This window comes from Dactylosporangium sp. NPDC050588 (genome assembly GCF_040654975.1).
GTDB classification, from domain to species: Bacteria; Actinomycetota; Actinomycetes; order Mycobacteriales; family Micromonosporaceae; genus Dactylosporangium; species Dactylosporangium maewongense.
In genome coordinates this window covers 1-17,143 of record NZ_JBFAJA010000116.1, presented here as the reverse complement: position 1 = coordinate 17,143, position 17,143 = coordinate 1, and the positions used below count along the sequence as shown (strand labels likewise).

Genomic DNA, 17,143 nt, shown 5'->3' with positions numbered 1-17,143 from the left:
CTCGGCCATGACCGAGATCCTCGACGCCCTCCTGGTCGGTGTCGTCGTGCTCGACGACACCGACCAGCCTGTGCTGATCAACGCGGCTGCCCGCGAGATGGGCCTGGTCCGGCAGCGCCAGGGCGCGGCGGAGGAGGCGCACACCATCGTGCGCAGCCTCGCCACCCAGGTCCGGCGCAACGGGGTGACCCGCGTCGTCGAGCTCGACCTGCCCCGCCTCACCCACGGCGACCCGCTCGGCGTCAACGTGCGGGCGGTGGCGCTGGACGGCGGCCGGGTCGCGATCGAGGCGACCGACGTCACCGAGGCGCACCGGGTCGCCCGGGTCCGGCGCGACTTCGTCGCCAACGTCAGCCACGAGCTCAAGACCCCGGTCGGCGCCCTGCAGCTGCTCGCCGAGGCGCTGCTGGACGCCACCGACAAGGACCCGGCGGCCGCGATCCGGTTCGCGGAGCGGATCAAGCACGAGTCGGCCCGGCTCGGCCGGCTCGTCTCCGAGCTGCTGGAGCTGTCGCGCCTGCAGGGCGCCGAGCCCCTGCCGGAGCCGGAGCCCGTCGAGGTCGACAAGATCGTCGCCGAGGTGCTGGACCGGACGAAGACGCCCGGCTCCGCGAAGCACATCGAGGTCGCGTCGAGCGGCACCCGCGGGCTGACCGTCTACGGCAACGAGAACCAGCTCGTCACCGCCGTGGTGAACCTGGTGGAGAACGCGATCGCCTACTCCCCGGAGAACACCACGGTCAGCCTGTCGACCCGGGTCCTGACGGACGCCGACACCAGCTACGTCGAGATCGCGGTCGAGGACCAGGGCATCGGCATCGAGCCGCGTGACATCGACCGGATCTTCGAGCGCTTCTTCCGGGCCGACCGGGCCCGGTCCCGCGCGACCGGTGGCACCGGCCTCGGCCTGGCGATCGTCAAGCACATCGCGACCAACCACGGCGGCCGGGTTGACGTGGTCAGCACGGTCGGAGTTGGCTCGACGTTCACCTTGCGGCTTCCCGCGCGTCCGACAGATGCCGCGCTGGCGCTACCGCCGTCCGTTGAGATCGGAGGCACCCCATGATTGTGACCCAATCGCAACATCAGACCCGCGGTTCGCAGCGCAGTGCGGCTCCCCGGCAACTACGAAAGGACAGCACGTTGGCGCGCGTACTCGTGGTCGAGGACGAAGAGTCCATTTCGGACCCGTTGTCGTACATGCTCCGCAGGGAAGGTTTCGAGGTCTCCATCGCGGCGACCGGCACCGAGGCCCTCACGGAGTTCGACCGCACTGGAGCGGACATCGTTCTGCTCGACCTGATGCTGCCGGAGATGTCGGGCACCGAGGTCTGCCGCCAGATGCGGACCAAGTCCAACGTGCCGATCATCATGATCACGGCCCGGGACAGTGAGATCGACAAGGTGGTCGGCCTGGAGATCGGCGCCGACGACTACGTCACGAAGCCGTACTCGCCCCGCGAGCTGGTCGCCCGCATCCGCGCCGTGCTGCGCCGGCAGGTCGACACGGTCGGCGAGCTGGCCCCGCCGACGCTGTCCGCGGGCCCGGTCCGTATGGACGTCGACCGGCATGTCGTCACCGTCGCCGGCGACGCGGTCCAGCTGCCGCTGAAGGAGTTCGAGCTGCTCGAGCTGCTGCTGCGCAACGCCGGCCGGGTGCTCACCCGCGGCCAGCTGATCGACCGGGTCTGGGGCGCCGACTACGTCGGCGACACGAAGACGCTCGACGTGCACGTCAAGCGGCTGCGCTCGAAGATCGAGCCGGAGCCGTCGGCGCCGCGCTTCATCGTCACCGTGCGCGGCCTCGGCTACAAGTTCGAGCCGTAGGAAGCTGCCGGGCCCGGCTCACCCGGCGTTCGCGACGGACTCGCGGGCCCGGCGGCGCTCCTCCATCTCGCGGCGCAGGACGTAGCCGCGGATCGCCCGTCCCATGTTCTCGGACGTCTCGTACGTGATGATGACGTCGAACGCGTCGTTCTCCGGGTCGCGGCGGACGAAGAGCACCGTGCCGCGGATCGCGATCGTCTCGTCGTCGAGCGCGATCCGCAGGTCGACCCGGTCGTCGCGCTCGAAGCGGTCCTCGTGCAGGCGGCACCGCACGCCGCCCTCGGACAGGTCGATGACCCGCCCGCGGAACACGGTGCCGTCCTTGCCGACCTCGACGTTCTCGCCGCCCCCGCCGCGCACGTAGTTGCGCCGGGTCTGCAGCCGCACCGAGCTGACGGCCTCCAGGCTCCAGCGCGGCGGCTGCTCCTTGCTCAGCTCGACCAGCCGGACGTCGACGGCCTGCCGCCGGTCGCCCGCCACCCACGCCAGCTCGACGGAGGTGCCGAGCTTCGGCATGTCGGCGCCGTTGACGCCGAACGGCGCGGCGACGGTCAGCCGCTTGCCGGTCACGTCCTCGACGCGGGACTGATAGGCCTCGCCGTCCATCAGCACCACGTCGACCAGAGCGTTGATCGCGGGCAGGGTCACGATTACACGTTCGGCCGATCGGCCGCCGACTTGAGTGCCGGGGTGCTACGAGTCCAGTGCCTCGCGCCACTCGTACGGCTTCGCGAAGTGGCCGGGGGCGCAGACCAGCTCCGACGTCTTGCGCTTCTCGCGGGCCGGGCTGCCCGCGACCACGGTGTCCGGAGCCACGTCCCGGGTCACCACCGACCCGGCGCCGACCAGCGCCCGGGCCCCGATCCGGACACCGGGCAGGATCGTCGCGTTGCCGCCGATCGAGGCGTCGTCCTCGACCGTGGCCCCGCCGACGCACTCGTCGTAGCGCGGGCACGGCGGGTGCGGGTCGTCGGTGAAGACCACGCCCGGGCCGAGGAACACCCGGCGGCCGAGCGTCACGTTCTCCAGGAAGCAGTGCGAGTGGACCCGGCTGCCGTCGCCGATCCGGTTGCCCGGCTCCAGCACCGCGTTGGTGCCCACCGAGCAGCCGTCGCCGATGACGTTGTTCTCCCGGATCATCGCGCCGTGCCCGGACTGGAACCGGGCCCCGATCCGCGCCCCGGCGTAGATCACCGTCCCGGACCTGATCCGGCTCCCCGGCCCGATGATCGTCGGCAGTTCGCCGGGTGCCGCGCCGCGCGGCGGCACCCCGATCCGCGCACCTGGCTCCACCACGGTGCCCTCACCCAGCTCAACCCCGGGGAAGATCTCTTCGGTCACCGGATGAACCTATTGCACCGCGGGCCCGTTCGGCCGCCGGGTTCGGGCGTTGTCACACACCGGACACCCCGCGACCCGTAGCGTTTCCTGGGGTGCGCAGCTTCAACTCCGGCCCCGCCGGGACGCTCATGATGCTGGTCGGCATGATCCTCGCGATCAGCTCGACCTGGACCGCCATCGCCCGCACGGGCTGGGCCGCGGCCGTCCCCAGCATCCTCATCGGGCTGTCCATGACCGCCGTGGGCTACTCCCTCTTCGCGAGGTCCCGCCGCACCCGCTCGGAGTCCAGCTCCGACGACGACTGAGCCCCGGCCGCTGGTCCCGGCCCTGTGGCTGAGGTCAGGACTTGCGGGTCGGCAGGAGGGTCAGGGCGACCGTCGTCGCCGGGTGCGGAGCGACCATGCCCTGCCGGGCGCGCTCCGCGCACAGCTCGGCGAGCTTCGCGTAGGCGGCGCGGCCGATGAGGGCGACGAGCTCCGCCTCGTACTCCTGGTAAAGCCGCTTCGCGCCGACGTGCGCCTCGGGGGAGGACGTGCACCACCAGTGCAGGTCGTGGCCGCCCTCGCCCCAGCCGCGGCGGTCGAACTCGCCGAGGGTCGAGACGAGGACCTTGGTGCCGTCGGGGCGCTTGCGCCAGTCCTGGTCCCGCCGCACGGGCAGCTGCCAGCACACGTCGGGCTTGTACTCCAGCGGGTGCACGCCGTCGCGGAGGGCCTGGCCGTGCAGGGCGCAGCCGCCACCGCCGGCGAAGTCGGTGTCGTTCTGGAAGACGCAGCCGGCGCCGGGGCGGGTCGCGGTGCGCAGGGCCTTCGACTCGCCGTCGATGGTGTCCCATTCGGTGTAGTTCTTGAAGCCGCGGCGGTAGTGCTGCCAGTGCTCCGGGGTGAGGCGCTTCGCGGCGGCGCGGACCCGCTTCTCGTCGTCGTCGTCGGTGAAGAACGCGCCGTGCGAGCAGCAGCCCTCCTCGGCCTTGCCCTCGATGATGCCGTGGCAGCCCTGCCCGTAGACGCAGGTCCAGTTGGACAGCAGCCAGGTGAGGTCGGCGCGCACGAGGTGGTCGGCGTCCGCGGGGTCGGTGAACTCGAGGAACTCCCGCGGGAAGTCGAGATCGACCTCGAGGTCGCGCGGCGTCTCTGGCTCGCCGGTGCCGTCGACCGCGACGTGAATCTCCATTTGGTGAAGGGTACGCGTCCCGTCGCGGCATTACGGTGAAGGGATGCGGCTCGGTGTGCTGGATGTCGGCTCGAACACGGTCCACCTGCTGGTGGTCGACGCGCACCATGGCGCCCATCCGTGGCCCGCGCACTCGCAGAAGGCGGAGCTGCGGCTCGCCGAGAAGATCGGGACCAACGGGGAGCTGACCAGGGCCGGCGCCGACAGCCTGGTGGCGGCGTGCGCCGAGGCCCGCGACGCGGCGTCCGCCCTGGAGACCGACGACCTTCTGGCGTTCGCGACGTCGGCGGTGCGGGACGCGAAGAACTCCGCGCGGGTCCTGCGGCGGGTCCGCGAGGAGACGGGCGTCGACCTGCAGGTCCTGTCCGGCGAGGCCGAGGCGATCATGACCTTCCTGGCGGTGCGCCGCTGGTTCGGCTGGTCGGCGGGGCGGCTGCTGGTCATGGACATCGGCGGCGGCTCGCTGGAGCTGGCGACCGGCATCGACGAGGAGCCCGACGTGGCGCTGTCCGTGCCGCTCGGCGCGGGACGGCTGACCCGCGAGCGCCTCGACGGCGACCCGCCGGCCAGGGCCTCCGTCGAGGCGCTGTGCGAATACGCCGAGGCCGAGATCGCCAGGCCGGCGAAGCGGCTGATGGAGGCCGGCTGGGACCGGCCGGTGGCGACCTCGAAGACGTTCCGGACCCTGGCCCGCCTGGCCGGCGCCGCGCCGTCGTCCGCGGGGCCGCGGGCGCCGCGGAAGCTGACCAGGGTGGGGCTGCACCAGGTGCTGTCGTTCATCCGCAGGATGCCGTCGGCGGCCCTGGCCGAGATCGACGGGGTCAGCCCGGGCCGCGCCCACCAGATCCTCGCCGGCGCGGTCGTCGCCGAGGTCACGATGCGCACCCTCGGGATCGACGAGGTCGAGATCTGTCCCTGGGCGCTGCGCGAAGGGGTGATTCTTCGCCGGCTGGAAGTGCTGGAGTCGAGTTGATCGACAGGAGACGCTACCCGGCTGGGGCTAGCCTGGGGGAGTGAGTCATCGAGTGCCGGTGCTGCTGTCCACGTCGTCCGTCTTCCCCGAGCCGACCGCGGCCGGGTTCGAGATGGCGGCCGCCGTCGGGTATGACGGCGTCGAGGTGATGGTCTGGTCCGACGCGGTGAGCCAGGACGCGGGCGCGCTCGCCGGTCTGTCGAAGCACTACGGCGTGCCGGTCGGCTCGGTGCACGCGCCGTGCCTGATGGTGACCCAGCGGGTGTGGAGCCCCGACCCGTGGGAGCGGCTGCGGCGGGCCGCGGTGCTCGCCGACACGCTCGGCGCGCCGGTCGTGGTGGTGCACCCGCCGTTCGCCTGGCAGCGCGACTACGCGCGGACCTTCAGCAGCGGCCTGGCCAAGCTCGGCAAGGCGTTCCCGGGCATCCGGTTCGCAGTGGAGAACATGTTCCCGCTGCGGGGCGTCGGGCGGGAGTTCGTCCCGTACGCGCCGGGCTGGGACCCGACGATCACCGGCTTCGACGCGTACACCCTCGACCTCTCGCACTGCGCGGCCTCCCGGACCGACGCGATCGGGCTCGCTGACACGATGGGCGCGGGGCTGGCCCACGTGCACCTCGGCGACGGCACCGGCAAGGGCCGCGACGAGCACCTGGTGCCCGGCCGGGGCACCCAGCCGTGCGCGCAGCTGCTGGGGTCGCTGGAGCGGCGCGGGTTCACCGGGTCGGTCGCGGTCGAGGTCGGCACCCGCAAGGCGAGCAGCCGCGCCGACCGCGAGGCGGACCTGGCGGAGTCCCTGCACTTCGCCCGCAGGCACCTGGCCACCACCCCGACCGCCGAACCGAGCAAGGTGTAACAAGCCCGACCCCCGCTTCCCCCGGATAAGTCCGACCCCCGCTCCCCCCGGATAAGTCCGGCGCAAGCGCCAGACTTATCCGACTTTTCGTATTTGTCCGGTGGGGAGCCGGCAATCGCCGGCCGAGGGGGTTGGGCGGGGCCGCGTCGACGGGCAGGAAAAAGCCCGGCACGCCAACGCGCGCCGGGCCGTGAAGTCGCCGGTCAGAGCTTGCGGACGGATTCGGCCTGAGGGCCTTTCGGACCCTGCTTGATCTCGAACTCGACGCGCTGGTTCTCGTCGAGGCTGCGGTAGCCGTCCTCGGCGATGGCGGAGAAGTGGACGAAGACGTCGTTGCCGCCGTCGACACTGATGAAGCCGAAGCCCTTTTCAGCGTTGAACCACTTCACGGTTCCCTGTGCCATGGTGCTGTTTCTCCTTCGTAGGGCGTCGTGATCCGGTGCGGGACCCCGGTGTCGAGCGCCGCGAACTGGTGCCACGACCCAACATCGCCCTACCCGCGTGTCCGACTTTACCCGTTAAATCGGATTGGTCGGGCACGCGGTGAAGCGAACCACAACACGCAAGATATGCCGAAGTCGGCGGCGCGTGTGGCCGTTTCGCGCAGTTACGCGGTCACGACCGCCCGATCGGCCTCGCCCACCCTACCTGCGACGGTGCGAGTGTGGCGCCCGTTTCGGCGGCACGCTTGCGGGCCCGGTGTGCCGCGACGTGCGACCTGGTCGCACACCGCTCCGAGCAGAACCGCCGGCAGCAGTTGGACGACGTGTCCAGGTAGACGTTGCCGCAGCGCTCGTCCGCACAGACGCCGAACCTGGAGCTGCCGTGCTCGCACAGCCACACCGCCAGGCCCCACGCCGCGCCGGCGAGCAGCTCCGAGCTGACCGAGGACCCGCGACCGGTGACGTGCATGTGCCAGTCATGGGTGTCGTGACCGGAGATGCGCGGCTGCATGGGATAAACCTCCAGCAGCGCGTTGAGCTCGGCGACCGCCGCGACGTCCCGGCCGGACGATCCGTGCTCGAACACCTCCCGCAGCCGCTTCCGGGCACGCCGGAACGCGATCAGATCGCGCTCCGTCGCCTCGGCGGTCTGCCAACTGTCCTCGCCGAACAGGGCGGCGAGATCCTGCATGCTTTCGAGCGGCGCGTTGACGATGTCGACGGCGGTCCGCGCATACGCGTCGAAGTCCACCCGACCAAGGTAGTCAAGAAATGCCACACTGGCGACCAGGCGTCACCGGAGTCGGGCGGTTCTGTCTACGCTCGGCACATGCTCAGATCGGTCATCCTCGCCGCCGCCCGCTCACATCGGGTCGAGCGGATCGTTGAAACCGCCCCGGTCAGCCGCAGCATCGTGCGCCGGTTCATCGCCGGAGAGCACGTGGAGGACGCGTTACAACGCACCCGCGAGCTCGTCGCCGCCGGACTTGCCGTCACCATCGACCACCTGGGAGAGGACACCACCAATCCCCAGCAGGCCGAGGCGACCCGGGAGGAATACCTGAAGCTGCTCGACGCCCTGCACGCCGCCGAGCTGACCCCCGCCGCCGAGGTGAGCCTGAAGCTCTCCGCCCTCGGCCAGGTCTTCGACGAGAAGGTCGCCTACGAGCACGCCCGCGCGATCTGCGCCAAGGCGAGCGAGGCCGGGACCACCGTCACCCTCGACGCCGAGGACCACACCACCACCGACTCGACCCTGGAGGTCCTCGGCCGGCTGCGCGCCGAGTTCCCCACCACCGGGGCCGTCGTCCAGTCGTACCTGCGCCGCACCGAGGCCGACTGCCGCGAGCTCGCCGTCACCGGCTCGCGGGTCCGGCTCTGCAAGGGCGCCTACAAGGAGCCCGAGTCGGTCGCCTACCAGTCCCGGCTGGAGGTCGACAAGTCGTACGTGCGCTGCCTCAACGTCCTGATGTCCGGCACCGGCTACCCGATGATCGCCACGCACGACCCGCGACTGGTCGCCATCGGCGAGGACCGGGCCAAGTGGTTCGACCGCAACCCCGACGAGTTCGAGATCCAGATGTTGTACGGCGTGCGCCCCGACGAGCAGCTGCGCCTCGCCCGACTCGGGTACACCGTGCGGGTCTACCTTCCGTACGGCACGCAGTGGTATGCGTACATGATGCGGCGCCTCGCCGAACGCCCCGCCAACCTCGGCTTCCTCGCCCGGGCGGTCAGTTCGCGCGGCTAGTCCGACATCTCGGGAGGTTACGGGCTTACTCAGCATCTCGTCCGTACGGGCGACGCGGCAGCTTGACCGGGTCGCGTACGTTCCGGCAGTGATGCAGGGGGATGAAGCCGACGCGACGCACCGCACGGGACCGGGGACCACACCGGAACCCGCGCCGTCCGACGCGCCGGCCCGCCCGCCGCTGCCCCGCCCGCGACCGGCCGCCGAGTGGGCGCCCGAGCCGGCGGCGGCCGAGCTGATCGGCGAGCCCGTCGCCGCCCCGATGTGGGTGGCGCCCGACTCGCCGTCGCCGCAGCCGCTGGCCGAGGAGCGGCCGCGGACGTCGGCGCAGCCGGTGGCGCCGTGGCCGCCGGCCGGACCGTTCCCGCCGCGGATGGGCAACACCGGCCAGCACCCGATCGTCCAGCCGCGCCCGGCCACCGGCCTGCCGCCGGCGCAGCGCCAGCCGATGCCCGGCGAGCCCCTGCCACCCGCGGCCCAGCACCCGACCGGCCAGTTCCCGGTGGTGCCGCCCCAGGCCGGCCCGCACCCGTTCGTGCCCCACCAGGCGGGGCCGTCACCGGCGGGGTCGCACCCGAGCGGCCAGTTCCCCGTCGTGCCGCCGCCGGGAGTCCAGCGCCCCACCGGGCAGTTCCCCGTCGTGCCGCGGTCGGGCCAGCCGACGGGGCAGTTCCCCGTCGGGCCGCCGCCGGGCCAGGCGCCGACGGAGCAGTTTCCGGTCGTGCCGCGGCAGGCGGGACCGTCGCCGGCCGGGGCGCATCCGAGCGGCCAGTTCCCGTTCGTACCGCAGCAGCACCGGCCGCAGGAGCACGGGCCGCACCTCGGTGTGCCGTCGCAGGCCGGTCCGCAGATGTTCCTGCCGCACGCCGGCGGCCACCCCCAGGCGTACACCGGACACCCATACCAACCGGAGCCACCGCGGCGCGGGAAGCTCACCGGGCTGCGGATGGCACTGCTCGTCGCGCTCGCGCTGGTGCTCGTCACGCCGCCCGCGGCGATCGCGTTCGATACGGTGCGCCGGGAGCGGACCGCCGGCAGCGCGCAGAGCGTCGACCCGGCCGGGAAGAGCCCCGGCCAGGCGAACGGCCGGCCCGGCGCCAGCGGCACCCCGAAGACGCCGCCACCCGCGTCCGTCGACGGCAAGATCAAGCAGGCGCTCACCGACCAGGGCACCGCGCTGCTCAACGGCGACTCCGCCGGGTTCGTCGCGGCCGTCGACCCGTCCGCGGCGGCGCTGCGCGACGAGCTCACCAGACGCTTCAACTCGCTGCGCCAGCTGCAGGTGAAGCTGTGGGAGCCGAGCGTCCTGGACAAGGTCGAGGTCGCCGGCGACAACACGGCCGACGTGATCGTCTACGTCCGGTACTGCTACGTCGTCACCACCTGCGACCCGATGAACCTCGAGACGAAGACGAAGTGGAGCGTCACCGCCGCCGGCGTGAAGCTGCTCGAGTTCGGCACCGCCGAGGACCTCGGCCCGCGGCCGTTCGAGCGCAGCGAGCTCAAGGTTGCCGTCGGCAAGCGGGTCATCATGGCGACCACCCCGAAGTACGCCTCGCGCCTCACCACCATGCTCAACGCCGCCGAGAAGGCCGCCGAACTGTCCGACCGCTACTCGAAGTGGACCTCGCCGCCGTCGCGGTACGTCGTCTACCTGGCCGGGCCGGAGGAGTGGTCCACCTGGTACGGCATCAGGCAGGAGAGCTGGGTCGCCGGCTTCGCGCTGCCGCTGACCGCCGAGGCCACCGAGATCGTGCTCAACGCCAACCGGGTCGACGTGAAGGAGACCCTGGACGTGCTGCGGCACGAGTTCACGCACGTGGTGACCCTGTCGAAGGTGTCGCGCGCCTACGACCAGACGTGGTGGCTCGTCGAGGGCATCGCCGAGTACGTGCGGGTGCAGGGCCTCGGCGGCCGGTTCGACGACGTCGCGTCGGTGCGCAAGTACGTGCAGAGCGGCCGCTGGCAGAACGAGATCGCGATGGACGACCCGCCCGAGGGCACCACGTCCGCCGACGTCAGCGGCCGGTACGGCGTCGCGTACCTGGCGGTCAACCGCATGGTGGAGCGCTTCGGCGAGGCGAAGATGCTGGAGTTCTTCGACCTGGCCGCCAGGCAGGGTGTCGCGCTGCAGGACGCCGCCCCCAAGGCGTACGGCGTGTCGTGGGACGACGTCGCCACCGACTGCGTCAAGTACGTCCGCAATCACGCCTGAAAGCCCGTGGCAGACTTACGGGCGTGAATCGCGTCCCCCCGCGTGTTCAGCTGCTCGTCGCCGTCCTGACCGTCTTCTCGCTCACCGGCGCGTCGTGCTCCGACGAGGACGACGGCATCGGGCTCGGCACCGCCGGTCGCGGCGACGTCGTCGAGGTCGTCGACGCCCCCGCCACCGTCACCGCGCGGGCCGCGGCGACGCTGACCGCGGCCGCCGACGGCACCCTCGCCTCCCTGGCCGTGCGCCCCGGCGACACCGTGACGGCGGGGCAGGTGCTGGCCGTCGTGGACTCCCCGTCGGCACAGCAGCGGCTGCGCGGCGCCGAGGAGGCCCTCGAAGCGCTCAAGGGCGCCGGCGGCGGAGGGGGCGGCGTCAAGAACCTGTCGGCGACGCAGAAGAAGACCGACGACGCGGCCGCGAAGGCGTTCGGCGAGGCGCGCAAGGCCGCTCAGGCCATCGCCGATGCCACGGTACGGGCCGGCCTGCTCGCCCAGATCGACTTCGCCGAGAGGTCGTACCAGGAGGCGGCCGCCTCGGCCCGCGCCGTGATCAGCGCCGTGCAGCGCGGCTTGGCGAGCGTGACGAAGGCGATGGCCGCCCTGACGACGGCGCAGCGCAGCCAGGCGCAGGCCGCGTACGACCTGGCGAAGTCGACCGTCGACGCGCTGACGCTGCGGGCGCCCGTCGGCGGCGTCGTCCAGCTCGGCGGCACGTCGGCCGCCGCCGCGCCGTCCATCACCGACCTGCTCGGCGCGGCGCTTCCGGCGGGTGCCGCTCCGGCCGCCGCCGGCACCGCGGGCGCCGCCGGCCCCGGGGTCGACCCAGCCGTCCCCGTCGGCGGGCAGGTGGCCGCCGGCGCCGCGATCCTCACCGTCGTCGATGTGTCGCAGCTCGGGCTGATGGCGGAGATCGACGAGACCGACGTCCTGCTCGTCGAGCCGGGCGTCACGGCCCGCGTGGAGCTCGACGCGGCACCCGGCGCCACCTACGAGGCGACGGTCACGTCCGCGGACGTGCTGCCGACCGCGTCGGCGCGCGGGGGTGTCTCGTACCGGTCGCGACTCACGCTGAGCAGGGGCACCTTCGCCGACGGGCGGGCCGCCCCGGCGCCGCGCCCCGGCATGAACGCGGTCGCGCACCTGCAGGTCCGGCAGATCCGCGACGCGGTGACGGTGCCGGCGGCCGCGGTGTTCAACGTCGGCGGCAAGGACGTCGTCTGGCTCGTCCGCGACGGCAAGGCGGTCCAGGCGCCCGTCGCCGTCGGCGTCGCCGGCCAGGACCGGGTGCAGGTGCTCAGCGGCGTCGCCGACGGCGACCGGGTCGTGATCCGCGGCACCGACAAGGTCAAGCAGGGCATGGATCTGACCCGGTGAGCGGTTCCGGTGTTGACGCCGCTTTCGTCGTGCAGGACGTGACGCGGGAGTACGCGCTGGACGGCGTCACCGTGCCGGCGCTGCGCGGGGTCAGTTTCACCGTCGACGCGGGCGACTACGTCGCGATCATCGGCCCGTCCGGCTCCGGCAAGTCGACGCTCATGCACCTGCTCGGCGGCCTGGACCGGCCGACGGCGGGGTCGCTGCGGATCGGCGGGCGCGACGTCGCCGGCCTCGACCCGCAGGCCCTGGCCCGGCTGCGCAACGAGACCATCGGCTTCGTCTTCCAGTCCTTCCACCTCCTGGCCCGCACCAGCGCCGTCGACAATGTGGCGCTGCCGCTGGTGTACCGGGGGATGCGCGCCTCCGAGCGGCGCCGCCGCGCCGTGGCGATGCTGGAGCGGGTCGGGCTCGGCCACCGGCTCGACCACCGGCCCAACCAGCTGTCCGGCGGCGAGCAGCAGCGGGTCGCGATCGCCCGGGCGCTGGTCACCGACCCGCAGGTGCTGCTCGCCGACGAGCCGACCGGCAACCTCGACACCCGCAACGGCCAGGCGGTGCTCGCCCTCCTGGAGACGCTCAACGCCGAGCAGGGCGTCGCGTTGGTGATCGTCACCCACGACAACGAGGTCGCCGACCGCGCCCACCGCAAGATCGTCATGAGGGACGGCGTGATCGTGTCCACCGACGTCCCGCCCGCTTCCCCCACCGCCGATGAGGGTGTCTCGTGAGGTTCGCGGAGGCGTGGCGGGTCGCCATCGACGCGCTGCGGGCGAACCGGCTGCGCTCGACGCTGACCATGCTCGGCGTCATCATCGGCGTCGCGGCGGTGGTCGTGCTGGTGGCCATCGGCACCGGCACGAAGCAGCAGATCGAACGGCAGGTCGAAGGGCTCGGCTCGAACCTCCTGATCGTCCTGCCCGGGCAGGTGAGCCTCGGCTCCGCGCCGTCCGTGTCGCGGATGGACCTGTCCGACGTCGACGCCGTGTCGAAGATCGTGGGGGACCGCAACCGGGTCGCCGTCACCGTCGCCTCCGGCGAGACGGTCGCGGCCGGCAACGTCGACACGTTCGCCACCATCAACGGCGTCATCGAGACCACACCGCAGGTGTTCGTGCGGAGCCTGGCCCGCGGCACGTACCTGAGCCGCAGCGACGTCGACACCCAGCGCCGCGTCGCCGTCCTCGGGTGGACCGTCGCGCGCGCGTTGTTCGGCGACCGCGACGCCGTCGGCCAGCAGGTCACCATCGCCGGCGTGCGCTTCCGCGTGATCGGCGTCTTCGCGAAGCTCGGGCAGAGCCTCGGCGTCGACCGCGACAACGAGGTCCACGTGCCGATCACCACCGCGCACCGCCTGCTGGGCACCAACAGGGTCGACGGCATCGCGATCAAGGCCCCGAACCGGGACGAGATCGACGACCTGAGCGCCCGCATCATCGCCGAGCTGGCCCGCCGGCATCCCGGCACCGAGTTCAGCGCCGTCACGCAGGAGCAGATCCTCGGCGTCCTCGGCGACATCCTCGGGGTGCTCACCGGCGTCCTCGCCGCGATCGCCGGGATCTCCCTGCTCGTCGGCGGGGTCGGCGTCTCCAACATCATGCTCGTCTCCGTCCGGGAGCGCACGAAGGAGATCGGGCTGCGCAAGGCCGTCGGCGCCCGGCCCCGCGACATCGGCGTGCAGTTCCTGCTCGAGGCGGTGCTGCTCACGACGCTCGGCGGGTTCATCGGGATGGGTCTGGGCATCGGCGCCGCCCTGGTCGTCGCCGCGCTGTCGCCCGTGCCGGCCGCGATCACGTGGTGGTCGCTCGCGCTGGCGTTCGGGGTCTCCGCGGCCGTCGGCATCGTCTTCGGCGTCGTGCCGGCCCAGCGCGCCGGCCGCCTCGACCCCGTGGTCGCGCTGCGCACCGAGTGACCCGCACGGCGAGTCGTGGCGCGTCGCGCGGTGTGTCCGCGCCCGACTTGACCTTGGCGGCAAAGAATCCGACGAAGCGAGGGCGCAAGTCACAGCAGTACCGTTACCGTACTGATAACACGCTGATTCATCAGCTTGGCGAGCACGCTGGTCGGAGGTCGCGATGTCTAGCACGCCACACACCACCGAAGGCCGGTTGGGCGAGGTCAGGTTTCTCACGGTCGCCGAGGTCGCAACCCTGATGCGAGTGTCCAAGATGACCGTCTACCGCCTGGTTCACGCCGGGGACCTCACCGCCGTGCGGGTCGGCCGGTCGTTCCGGGTGCCTGAGCACGCGGTCGACGCGTATCTGCGCGAAGCGTTCCGCGAAACGGCGTAAGTCGCACGTTTCGCCGCTGATGGTGGGCCCGCTTTTCCGATCACGCGGGGGTGCGGCTACGCTGGAGCCGCTAACCATGTCTTCGGCGTGCCAGCGATGGCACGCGTTCCGCTGTTTCGAGGAGATACCCGTATGGGCTCGGTGGTCAAGAAGCGCCGCAAGCGTATGGCCAAGAAGAAGCACCGCAAGCTGCTGCGCAAGACCCGCGTCCAGCGTCGTCGTCTCGGCAAGTAGCAACGCGTCGGCGGTCCGCCCCGGCTCGGAGGTGACGCTGTGACGACGCCACGGGTAGTCCTGGTGACCGGGGTGGGCCGATATCTCGGCGCGCACCTGGCCGCCAGGCTCGCCAAGGATCCGCGCATCGAGCGGGTCGTCGGCATCGACACCACGGCACCGGCGGGCGAGCTCGCCACCGTCCTCAAGGACGTCGACGTGCACCAGGTCGACCTGCGCACCCCCGGGGTGCTGCGGGTGATCGTCGACGCCCGGGTCGAAGCGGTGGCGCACCTCGCGGTGACCACCGCCGCAGACCAGCACGGCGGCCGCGCCGCGATGAAAGAGCTCAACGTCATCGGCACGATGCAGCTGCTCGCCGCCTGCCAGCAGGCGTCCCGGCTGCGCAAGCTGGTGGTCCGCTCGTCCACCGCGGCCTACGGCGCGTCCTTCCGCGACCCGGCGATCTTCACCGAGGACACCGAGCCGCGGGAGATCCCGCGCGGCGGCTTCGCCAAGGACGTCCTCGACATCGAGGGCTATGTCCGAGGCTTCCGCCGCCGGCGCCCCGACGTCGGTGCCACCGTGCTGCGCTTCGCGCCGTTCATCGGCTCGACCGTCGACACCAGCCTCACCAGGTACTTCGCCGCGCCTGTCGTGCCGACCGTGTTCGGCCGCGACCCGCGCCTGCAGTTCCTGCACGTCGACGACGCGTTCGAGGTCCTGCACCGCTCCGTGGCCGAGTCGCACCCCGGCACGTTCAACGTCGCCGGCGGCGGCACCCTGACGCTGTCGCAGGCGATCCGGCGGGCCGGGCGCATCACCATGCCGGTCCTCGAGCCCGGCCTCGGCATCGCCGCCGGTCTCGGCCGCGGCATCGTGTCGCTGGACCAGCTCGACCTGTTCGTCCACGGCCGGGTCGTCGACACCAGCAGGCTCGTCCGCGAGTTCGGGTTCACGCCCAGGACCACGGCGGAGGCCTTCGAAGAGTTCGTCCGCAGTCGCCGCTCCGGCGAGGCGCTGCCGGCGGACCGTATCCGCGCCGTCGAACAGACCCTGCTCGAAGGCTTCCGACGGACCCGTGCGGCGCGCGCCGCGTTGGAGGCGGGCTCATGACCGACCCTGGTTCCCCTGACCCAGGGCTGCCCGACCCCGACGCCACGCCGCCGGCCCCCGCGCTGCCCGGCGCCTCGGAGCGCGCCGCCGCGCTGCCCGGTGCCGCGGATCCGGGCGCCGCGGCGGCCGACGCCGCGCTGCCTGACACTGCGGTGCTGCCTGACACTACGGCCGACGCCGCGCTGCCTGACACTGCCGCGACGGACCGTGCGGTGCCCGGCTCCAGGGCACCCGGTGCCGCGAGGTCCGACGCCGCGGCGTCCGAGCCCGGGCTGCCCGACCAGTGGGACGACCGGGTCGCCGGCGCGCTCGCGTTCGTCCGCGAACGCCTCACCGGCGACTACGAGGTCGACGGCTTCGGGTTCGACCGGCACCTGACCGACGGCGTGTTCCTGCCGCTGCTGCGCCCCCTGTACAACCAGTGGTTCCGCACCGAGGTCTTCGGCGTCGAGCACCTGCCCAAGGAAGGCCCGGCCCTCGTCGTCGCCAACCACTCCGGCACCGTCGCCCTCGACGCCCTCATGCTCTCCGTCGCCGTCCACGACGAGACCTCCGCCCGGCGCCACCTCCGGCTCCTCGGCGCCGACCTGGTCTTCCGCCTCCCGGTCCTGTCCGAGATGGCCCGCAAGTCCGGCGCCACCCTCGCGTGCAACCCCGACGCCGAGCGCCTCCTCGGCGAGGGCGAGCTCGTCGGCGTCTTCCCCGAGGGCTTCAAGGGCATCGGCAAGCCCTTCGCCGAGCGGTACAAGCTGCAACGCTTCGGCAGGGGCGGCTTCGTCTCCGCGGCGGTGCGCACCGGCACGCCGATCGTCCCGGTCTCCATCGTCGGCGCGGAGGAGATCTACCCCCTGATCGGCAACCTGCGCCCCCTCGCCCGCCTGCTGGGCGCCCCGTACTTCCCGGTCACCCCGACCTTCCCGTGGCTGGGCCCGCTGGGCCTGGTGCCGCTGCCGAGCAAGTGGCTCATCGAGTTCGGCGAGCCCATCCCCACCGCCGACTTCGTCGACTCCGCCGACGACCCGATGGTCGTGTTCAACCTCGCCGACCAGGTCCGCGAGACGATCCAGCAGACCCTCTACAAGCTCCTGGACCGCCGCCCCGACGCCTTCGCGTAAAAGGCCGTCACCCACTGTTACCCGCCTGTGGCCTTCGGCCATGGGCTCGCAGCCCCACCGCTGGCGCGGCGGGTCCCGCCGGGGATTCTCACCCGGACCCCAATGCGCCGCTGCGCGGCGCACGGCCGCGCGTGCCGCTGGCCGGATACCGCTCACGCGTGCCCGACGTGGCCGACCACCGCGACGCTCCCGCCTCTTCCGGCGACCCCGACCGGCCCCGCCGCAATCCTGGGCGCATCCGTTTCCATGATCCGGTAGACGTTGTGCACCCCTGGCTGCACAAGGTCTACCGGATCATGGTGGGAGGGCCGTCCGGCCCGGTGGCGGGCGGCCACCGGGATGCCGCGCGCCTGCGCAGTCCTGCCGCGCGGCAGCGCTGGCAGTGCGTCGCGCAGCGGCGCATTGGGGGTCCGGGGTGAGAATCCCCCGGCGGGCCCCGCCGCGGCAGCGGGGTAGT

19 protein-coding genes and 1 pseudogene are annotated in these 17,143 nt (G+C 72.3%); 14 read left to right on the top strand and 6 right to left on the bottom strand.

All coding sequences use genetic code 11. The features are described from left to right. Positions 1 to 19 precede the first annotated feature (19 nt). Positions 20 to 1,066 (top strand): annotated as a pseudogene (locus tag AB0I21_RS50760) (ATP-binding protein); the annotation flags it as partial. Between the two features lie 77 nt (positions 1,067 to 1,143). Continuing rightward, positions 1,144 to 1,827: a response regulator transcription factor gene (locus AB0I21_RS50755; protein WP_344511556.1), complete on the top strand. Its 684-nt coding sequence runs from the start codon at positions 1,144 to 1,146 to the stop codon at positions 1,825 to 1,827. 18 nt (positions 1,828 to 1,845) lie between these two features. Here AB0I21_RS50755 and AB0I21_RS50750 read toward each other — a convergent pair whose 3' ends face one another. Both AB0I21_RS50750 and AB0I21_RS50745 read right to left on the bottom strand, forming a co-directional pair. Then, positions 1,846 to 2,475 (bottom strand): PilZ domain-containing protein, encoded by a 630-nt coding sequence (locus AB0I21_RS50750; RefSeq protein ID WP_360572205.1) that lies wholly within the window; start codon positions 2,473 to 2,475, stop codon positions 1,846 to 1,848. A 45-nt stretch (positions 2,476 to 2,520) separates the two neighbouring features. Beyond that, the gene (locus tag AB0I21_RS50745; RefSeq protein WP_344511560.1) at positions 2,521 to 3,168 is read right to left on the bottom strand and encodes an acyltransferase; all 648 of its coding nucleotides are present in this window, start codon (positions 3,166 to 3,168) and stop codon (positions 2,521 to 2,523) included. Positions 3,169 to 3,260: 92 nt separating this feature from the next. On the opposite strand from AB0I21_RS50745, the gene AB0I21_RS50740 reads away from it, so the two are divergent. Further along, positions 3,261 to 3,473, top strand: a complete 213-nt coding sequence (locus AB0I21_RS50740) for a hypothetical protein (protein ID WP_360572203.1) — start codon at positions 3,261 to 3,263, stop codon at positions 3,471 to 3,473. 34 nt (positions 3,474 to 3,507) lie between these two features. On the opposite strand, the gene AB0I21_RS50735 is transcribed toward AB0I21_RS50740, so the two are convergent. Continuing rightward, positions 3,508 to 4,341, bottom strand: coding sequence for a hypothetical protein (locus tag AB0I21_RS50735; protein WP_344511563.1), 834 nt, complete (start codon positions 4,339 to 4,341; stop codon positions 3,508 to 3,510). Positions 4,342 to 4,384: 43 nt separating this feature from the next. On the opposite strand from AB0I21_RS50735, the gene AB0I21_RS50730 reads away from it, so the two are divergent. Both AB0I21_RS50730 and AB0I21_RS50725 read left to right on the top strand, forming a co-directional pair. Next, positions 4,385 to 5,314 carry a Ppx/GppA phosphatase family protein gene (locus tag AB0I21_RS50730; protein ID WP_360572201.1) on the top strand — a complete coding sequence of 310 codons (930 nt, stop codon included), beginning with the start codon at positions 4,385 to 4,387 and terminating at the stop codon, positions 5,312 to 5,314. Positions 5,315 to 5,354: 40 nt separating this feature from the next. Next, entirely contained in the window at positions 5,355 to 6,170 is an 816-nt protein-coding gene (locus AB0I21_RS50725) for a sugar phosphate isomerase/epimerase family protein (RefSeq protein ID WP_360572199.1), read from the top strand. 203 nt (positions 6,171 to 6,373) lie between these two features. Here the strand turns inward: AB0I21_RS50725 and AB0I21_RS50720 are convergent, their stop codons facing one another. Next, positions 6,374 to 6,574, bottom strand: a complete 201-nt coding sequence (locus AB0I21_RS50720; protein ID WP_344511569.1) for a cold-shock protein — start codon at positions 6,572 to 6,574, stop codon at positions 6,374 to 6,376. 211 nt (positions 6,575 to 6,785) lie between these two features. Beyond that, positions 6,786 to 7,364: a CGNR zinc finger domain-containing protein gene (locus tag AB0I21_RS50715; protein ID WP_360572197.1), complete on the bottom strand. Its 579-nt coding sequence runs from the start codon at positions 7,362 to 7,364 to the stop codon at positions 6,786 to 6,788. A gap of 78 nt (positions 7,365 to 7,442) precedes the next feature. On the opposite strand from AB0I21_RS50715, the gene AB0I21_RS50710 reads away from it, so the two are divergent. The 9 genes from AB0I21_RS50710 to AB0I21_RS50670 all read left to right on the top strand — a co-directional run bounded on the left by AB0I21_RS50710 (position 7,443) and on the right by AB0I21_RS50670 (position 16,686). Beyond that, positions 7,443 to 8,363, top strand: coding sequence for a proline dehydrogenase family protein (locus AB0I21_RS50710; protein ID WP_360572195.1), 921 nt, complete (start codon positions 7,443 to 7,445; stop codon positions 8,361 to 8,363). A gap of 91 nt (positions 8,364 to 8,454) precedes the next feature. Next, on the top strand, positions 8,455 to 10,578 hold the full coding sequence (locus AB0I21_RS50705; RefSeq protein ID WP_360572194.1) for a hypothetical protein: 2,124 nt from the start codon (positions 8,455 to 8,457) through the stop codon (positions 10,576 to 10,578). Positions 10,579 to 10,601: 23 nt separating this feature from the next. Further along, positions 10,602 to 11,951, top strand: a complete 1,350-nt coding sequence (locus AB0I21_RS50700) for an HlyD family efflux transporter periplasmic adaptor subunit (protein WP_360572192.1) — start codon at positions 10,602 to 10,604, stop codon at positions 11,949 to 11,951. Continuing rightward, on the top strand, positions 11,948 to 12,682 hold the full coding sequence (locus tag AB0I21_RS50695) for an ABC transporter ATP-binding protein (protein WP_360572190.1): 735 nt from the start codon (positions 11,948 to 11,950) through the stop codon (positions 12,680 to 12,682). The genes AB0I21_RS50700 and AB0I21_RS50695 overlap by 4 nt, the downstream gene beginning before the upstream one ends. Next, complete coding sequence (locus AB0I21_RS50690; protein WP_344511581.1) at positions 12,679 to 13,863, top strand: ABC transporter permease; 1,185 nt, start codon at positions 12,679 to 12,681, stop codon at positions 13,861 to 13,863. Before AB0I21_RS50695 ends, AB0I21_RS50690 begins: the two co-directional genes overlap by 4 nt. A gap of 163 nt (positions 13,864 to 14,026) precedes the next feature. Next, positions 14,027 to 14,242 carry a helix-turn-helix domain-containing protein gene (locus tag AB0I21_RS50685; RefSeq protein ID WP_033363444.1) on the top strand — a complete coding sequence of 72 codons (216 nt, stop codon included), beginning with the start codon at positions 14,027 to 14,029 and terminating at the stop codon, positions 14,240 to 14,242. A 132-nt stretch (positions 14,243 to 14,374) separates the two neighbouring features. Beyond that, on the top strand, positions 14,375 to 14,476 hold the full coding sequence (locus AB0I21_RS50680) for an AURKAIP1/COX24 domain-containing protein (RefSeq protein ID WP_007465623.1): 102 nt from the start codon (positions 14,375 to 14,377) through the stop codon (positions 14,474 to 14,476). 39 nt (positions 14,477 to 14,515) lie between these two features. Next, entirely contained in the window at positions 14,516 to 15,571 is a 1,056-nt protein-coding gene (locus AB0I21_RS50675; protein ID WP_360572188.1) for an NAD-dependent epimerase/dehydratase family protein, read from the top strand. A 212-nt stretch (positions 15,572 to 15,783) separates the two neighbouring features. Beyond that, positions 15,784 to 16,686, top strand: a complete 903-nt coding sequence (locus AB0I21_RS50670) for a lysophospholipid acyltransferase family protein (RefSeq protein WP_360572236.1) — start codon at positions 15,784 to 15,786, stop codon at positions 16,684 to 16,686. Positions 16,687 to 16,838: 152 nt separating this feature from the next. Here the strand turns inward: AB0I21_RS50670 and AB0I21_RS50665 are convergent. Next, positions 16,839 to 17,143, bottom strand: a 305-nt coding sequence (locus AB0I21_RS50665; RefSeq protein ID WP_360572186.1) for a hypothetical protein, incomplete at its 5' end; no start/stop codon positions are given.

Bases quoted from the DNA above. Each gene is read 5' to 3' on its own strand.
- AB0I21_RS50720 (WP_344511569.1), bottom strand. From the start codon at position 6,574: ATGGCACAGGGAACCGTGAAGTGGTTCAACGCTGAAAAGGGCTTCGGC.
- AB0I21_RS50680 (WP_007465623.1), top strand. From the start codon at position 14,375: ATGGGCTCGGTGGTCAAGAAGCGCCGCAAGCGTATGGCCAAGAAGAAG.
- AB0I21_RS50735 (WP_344511563.1), bottom strand. From the start codon at position 4,341: ATGGAGATTCACGTCGCGGTCGACGGCACCGGCGAGCCAGAGACGCCG.
- AB0I21_RS50705 (WP_360572194.1), top strand. From the start codon at position 8,455: ATGCAGGGGGATGAAGCCGACGCGACGCACCGCACGGGACCGGGGACC.
- AB0I21_RS50730 (WP_360572201.1), top strand. From the start codon at position 4,385: ATGCGGCTCGGTGTGCTGGATGTCGGCTCGAACACGGTCCACCTGCTG.
- AB0I21_RS50710 (WP_360572195.1), top strand. From the start codon at position 7,443: ATGCTCAGATCGGTCATCCTCGCCGCCGCCCGCTCACATCGGGTCGAG.
- AB0I21_RS50685 (WP_033363444.1), top strand. From the start codon at position 14,027: ATGTCTAGCACGCCACACACCACCGAAGGCCGGTTGGGCGAGGTCAGG.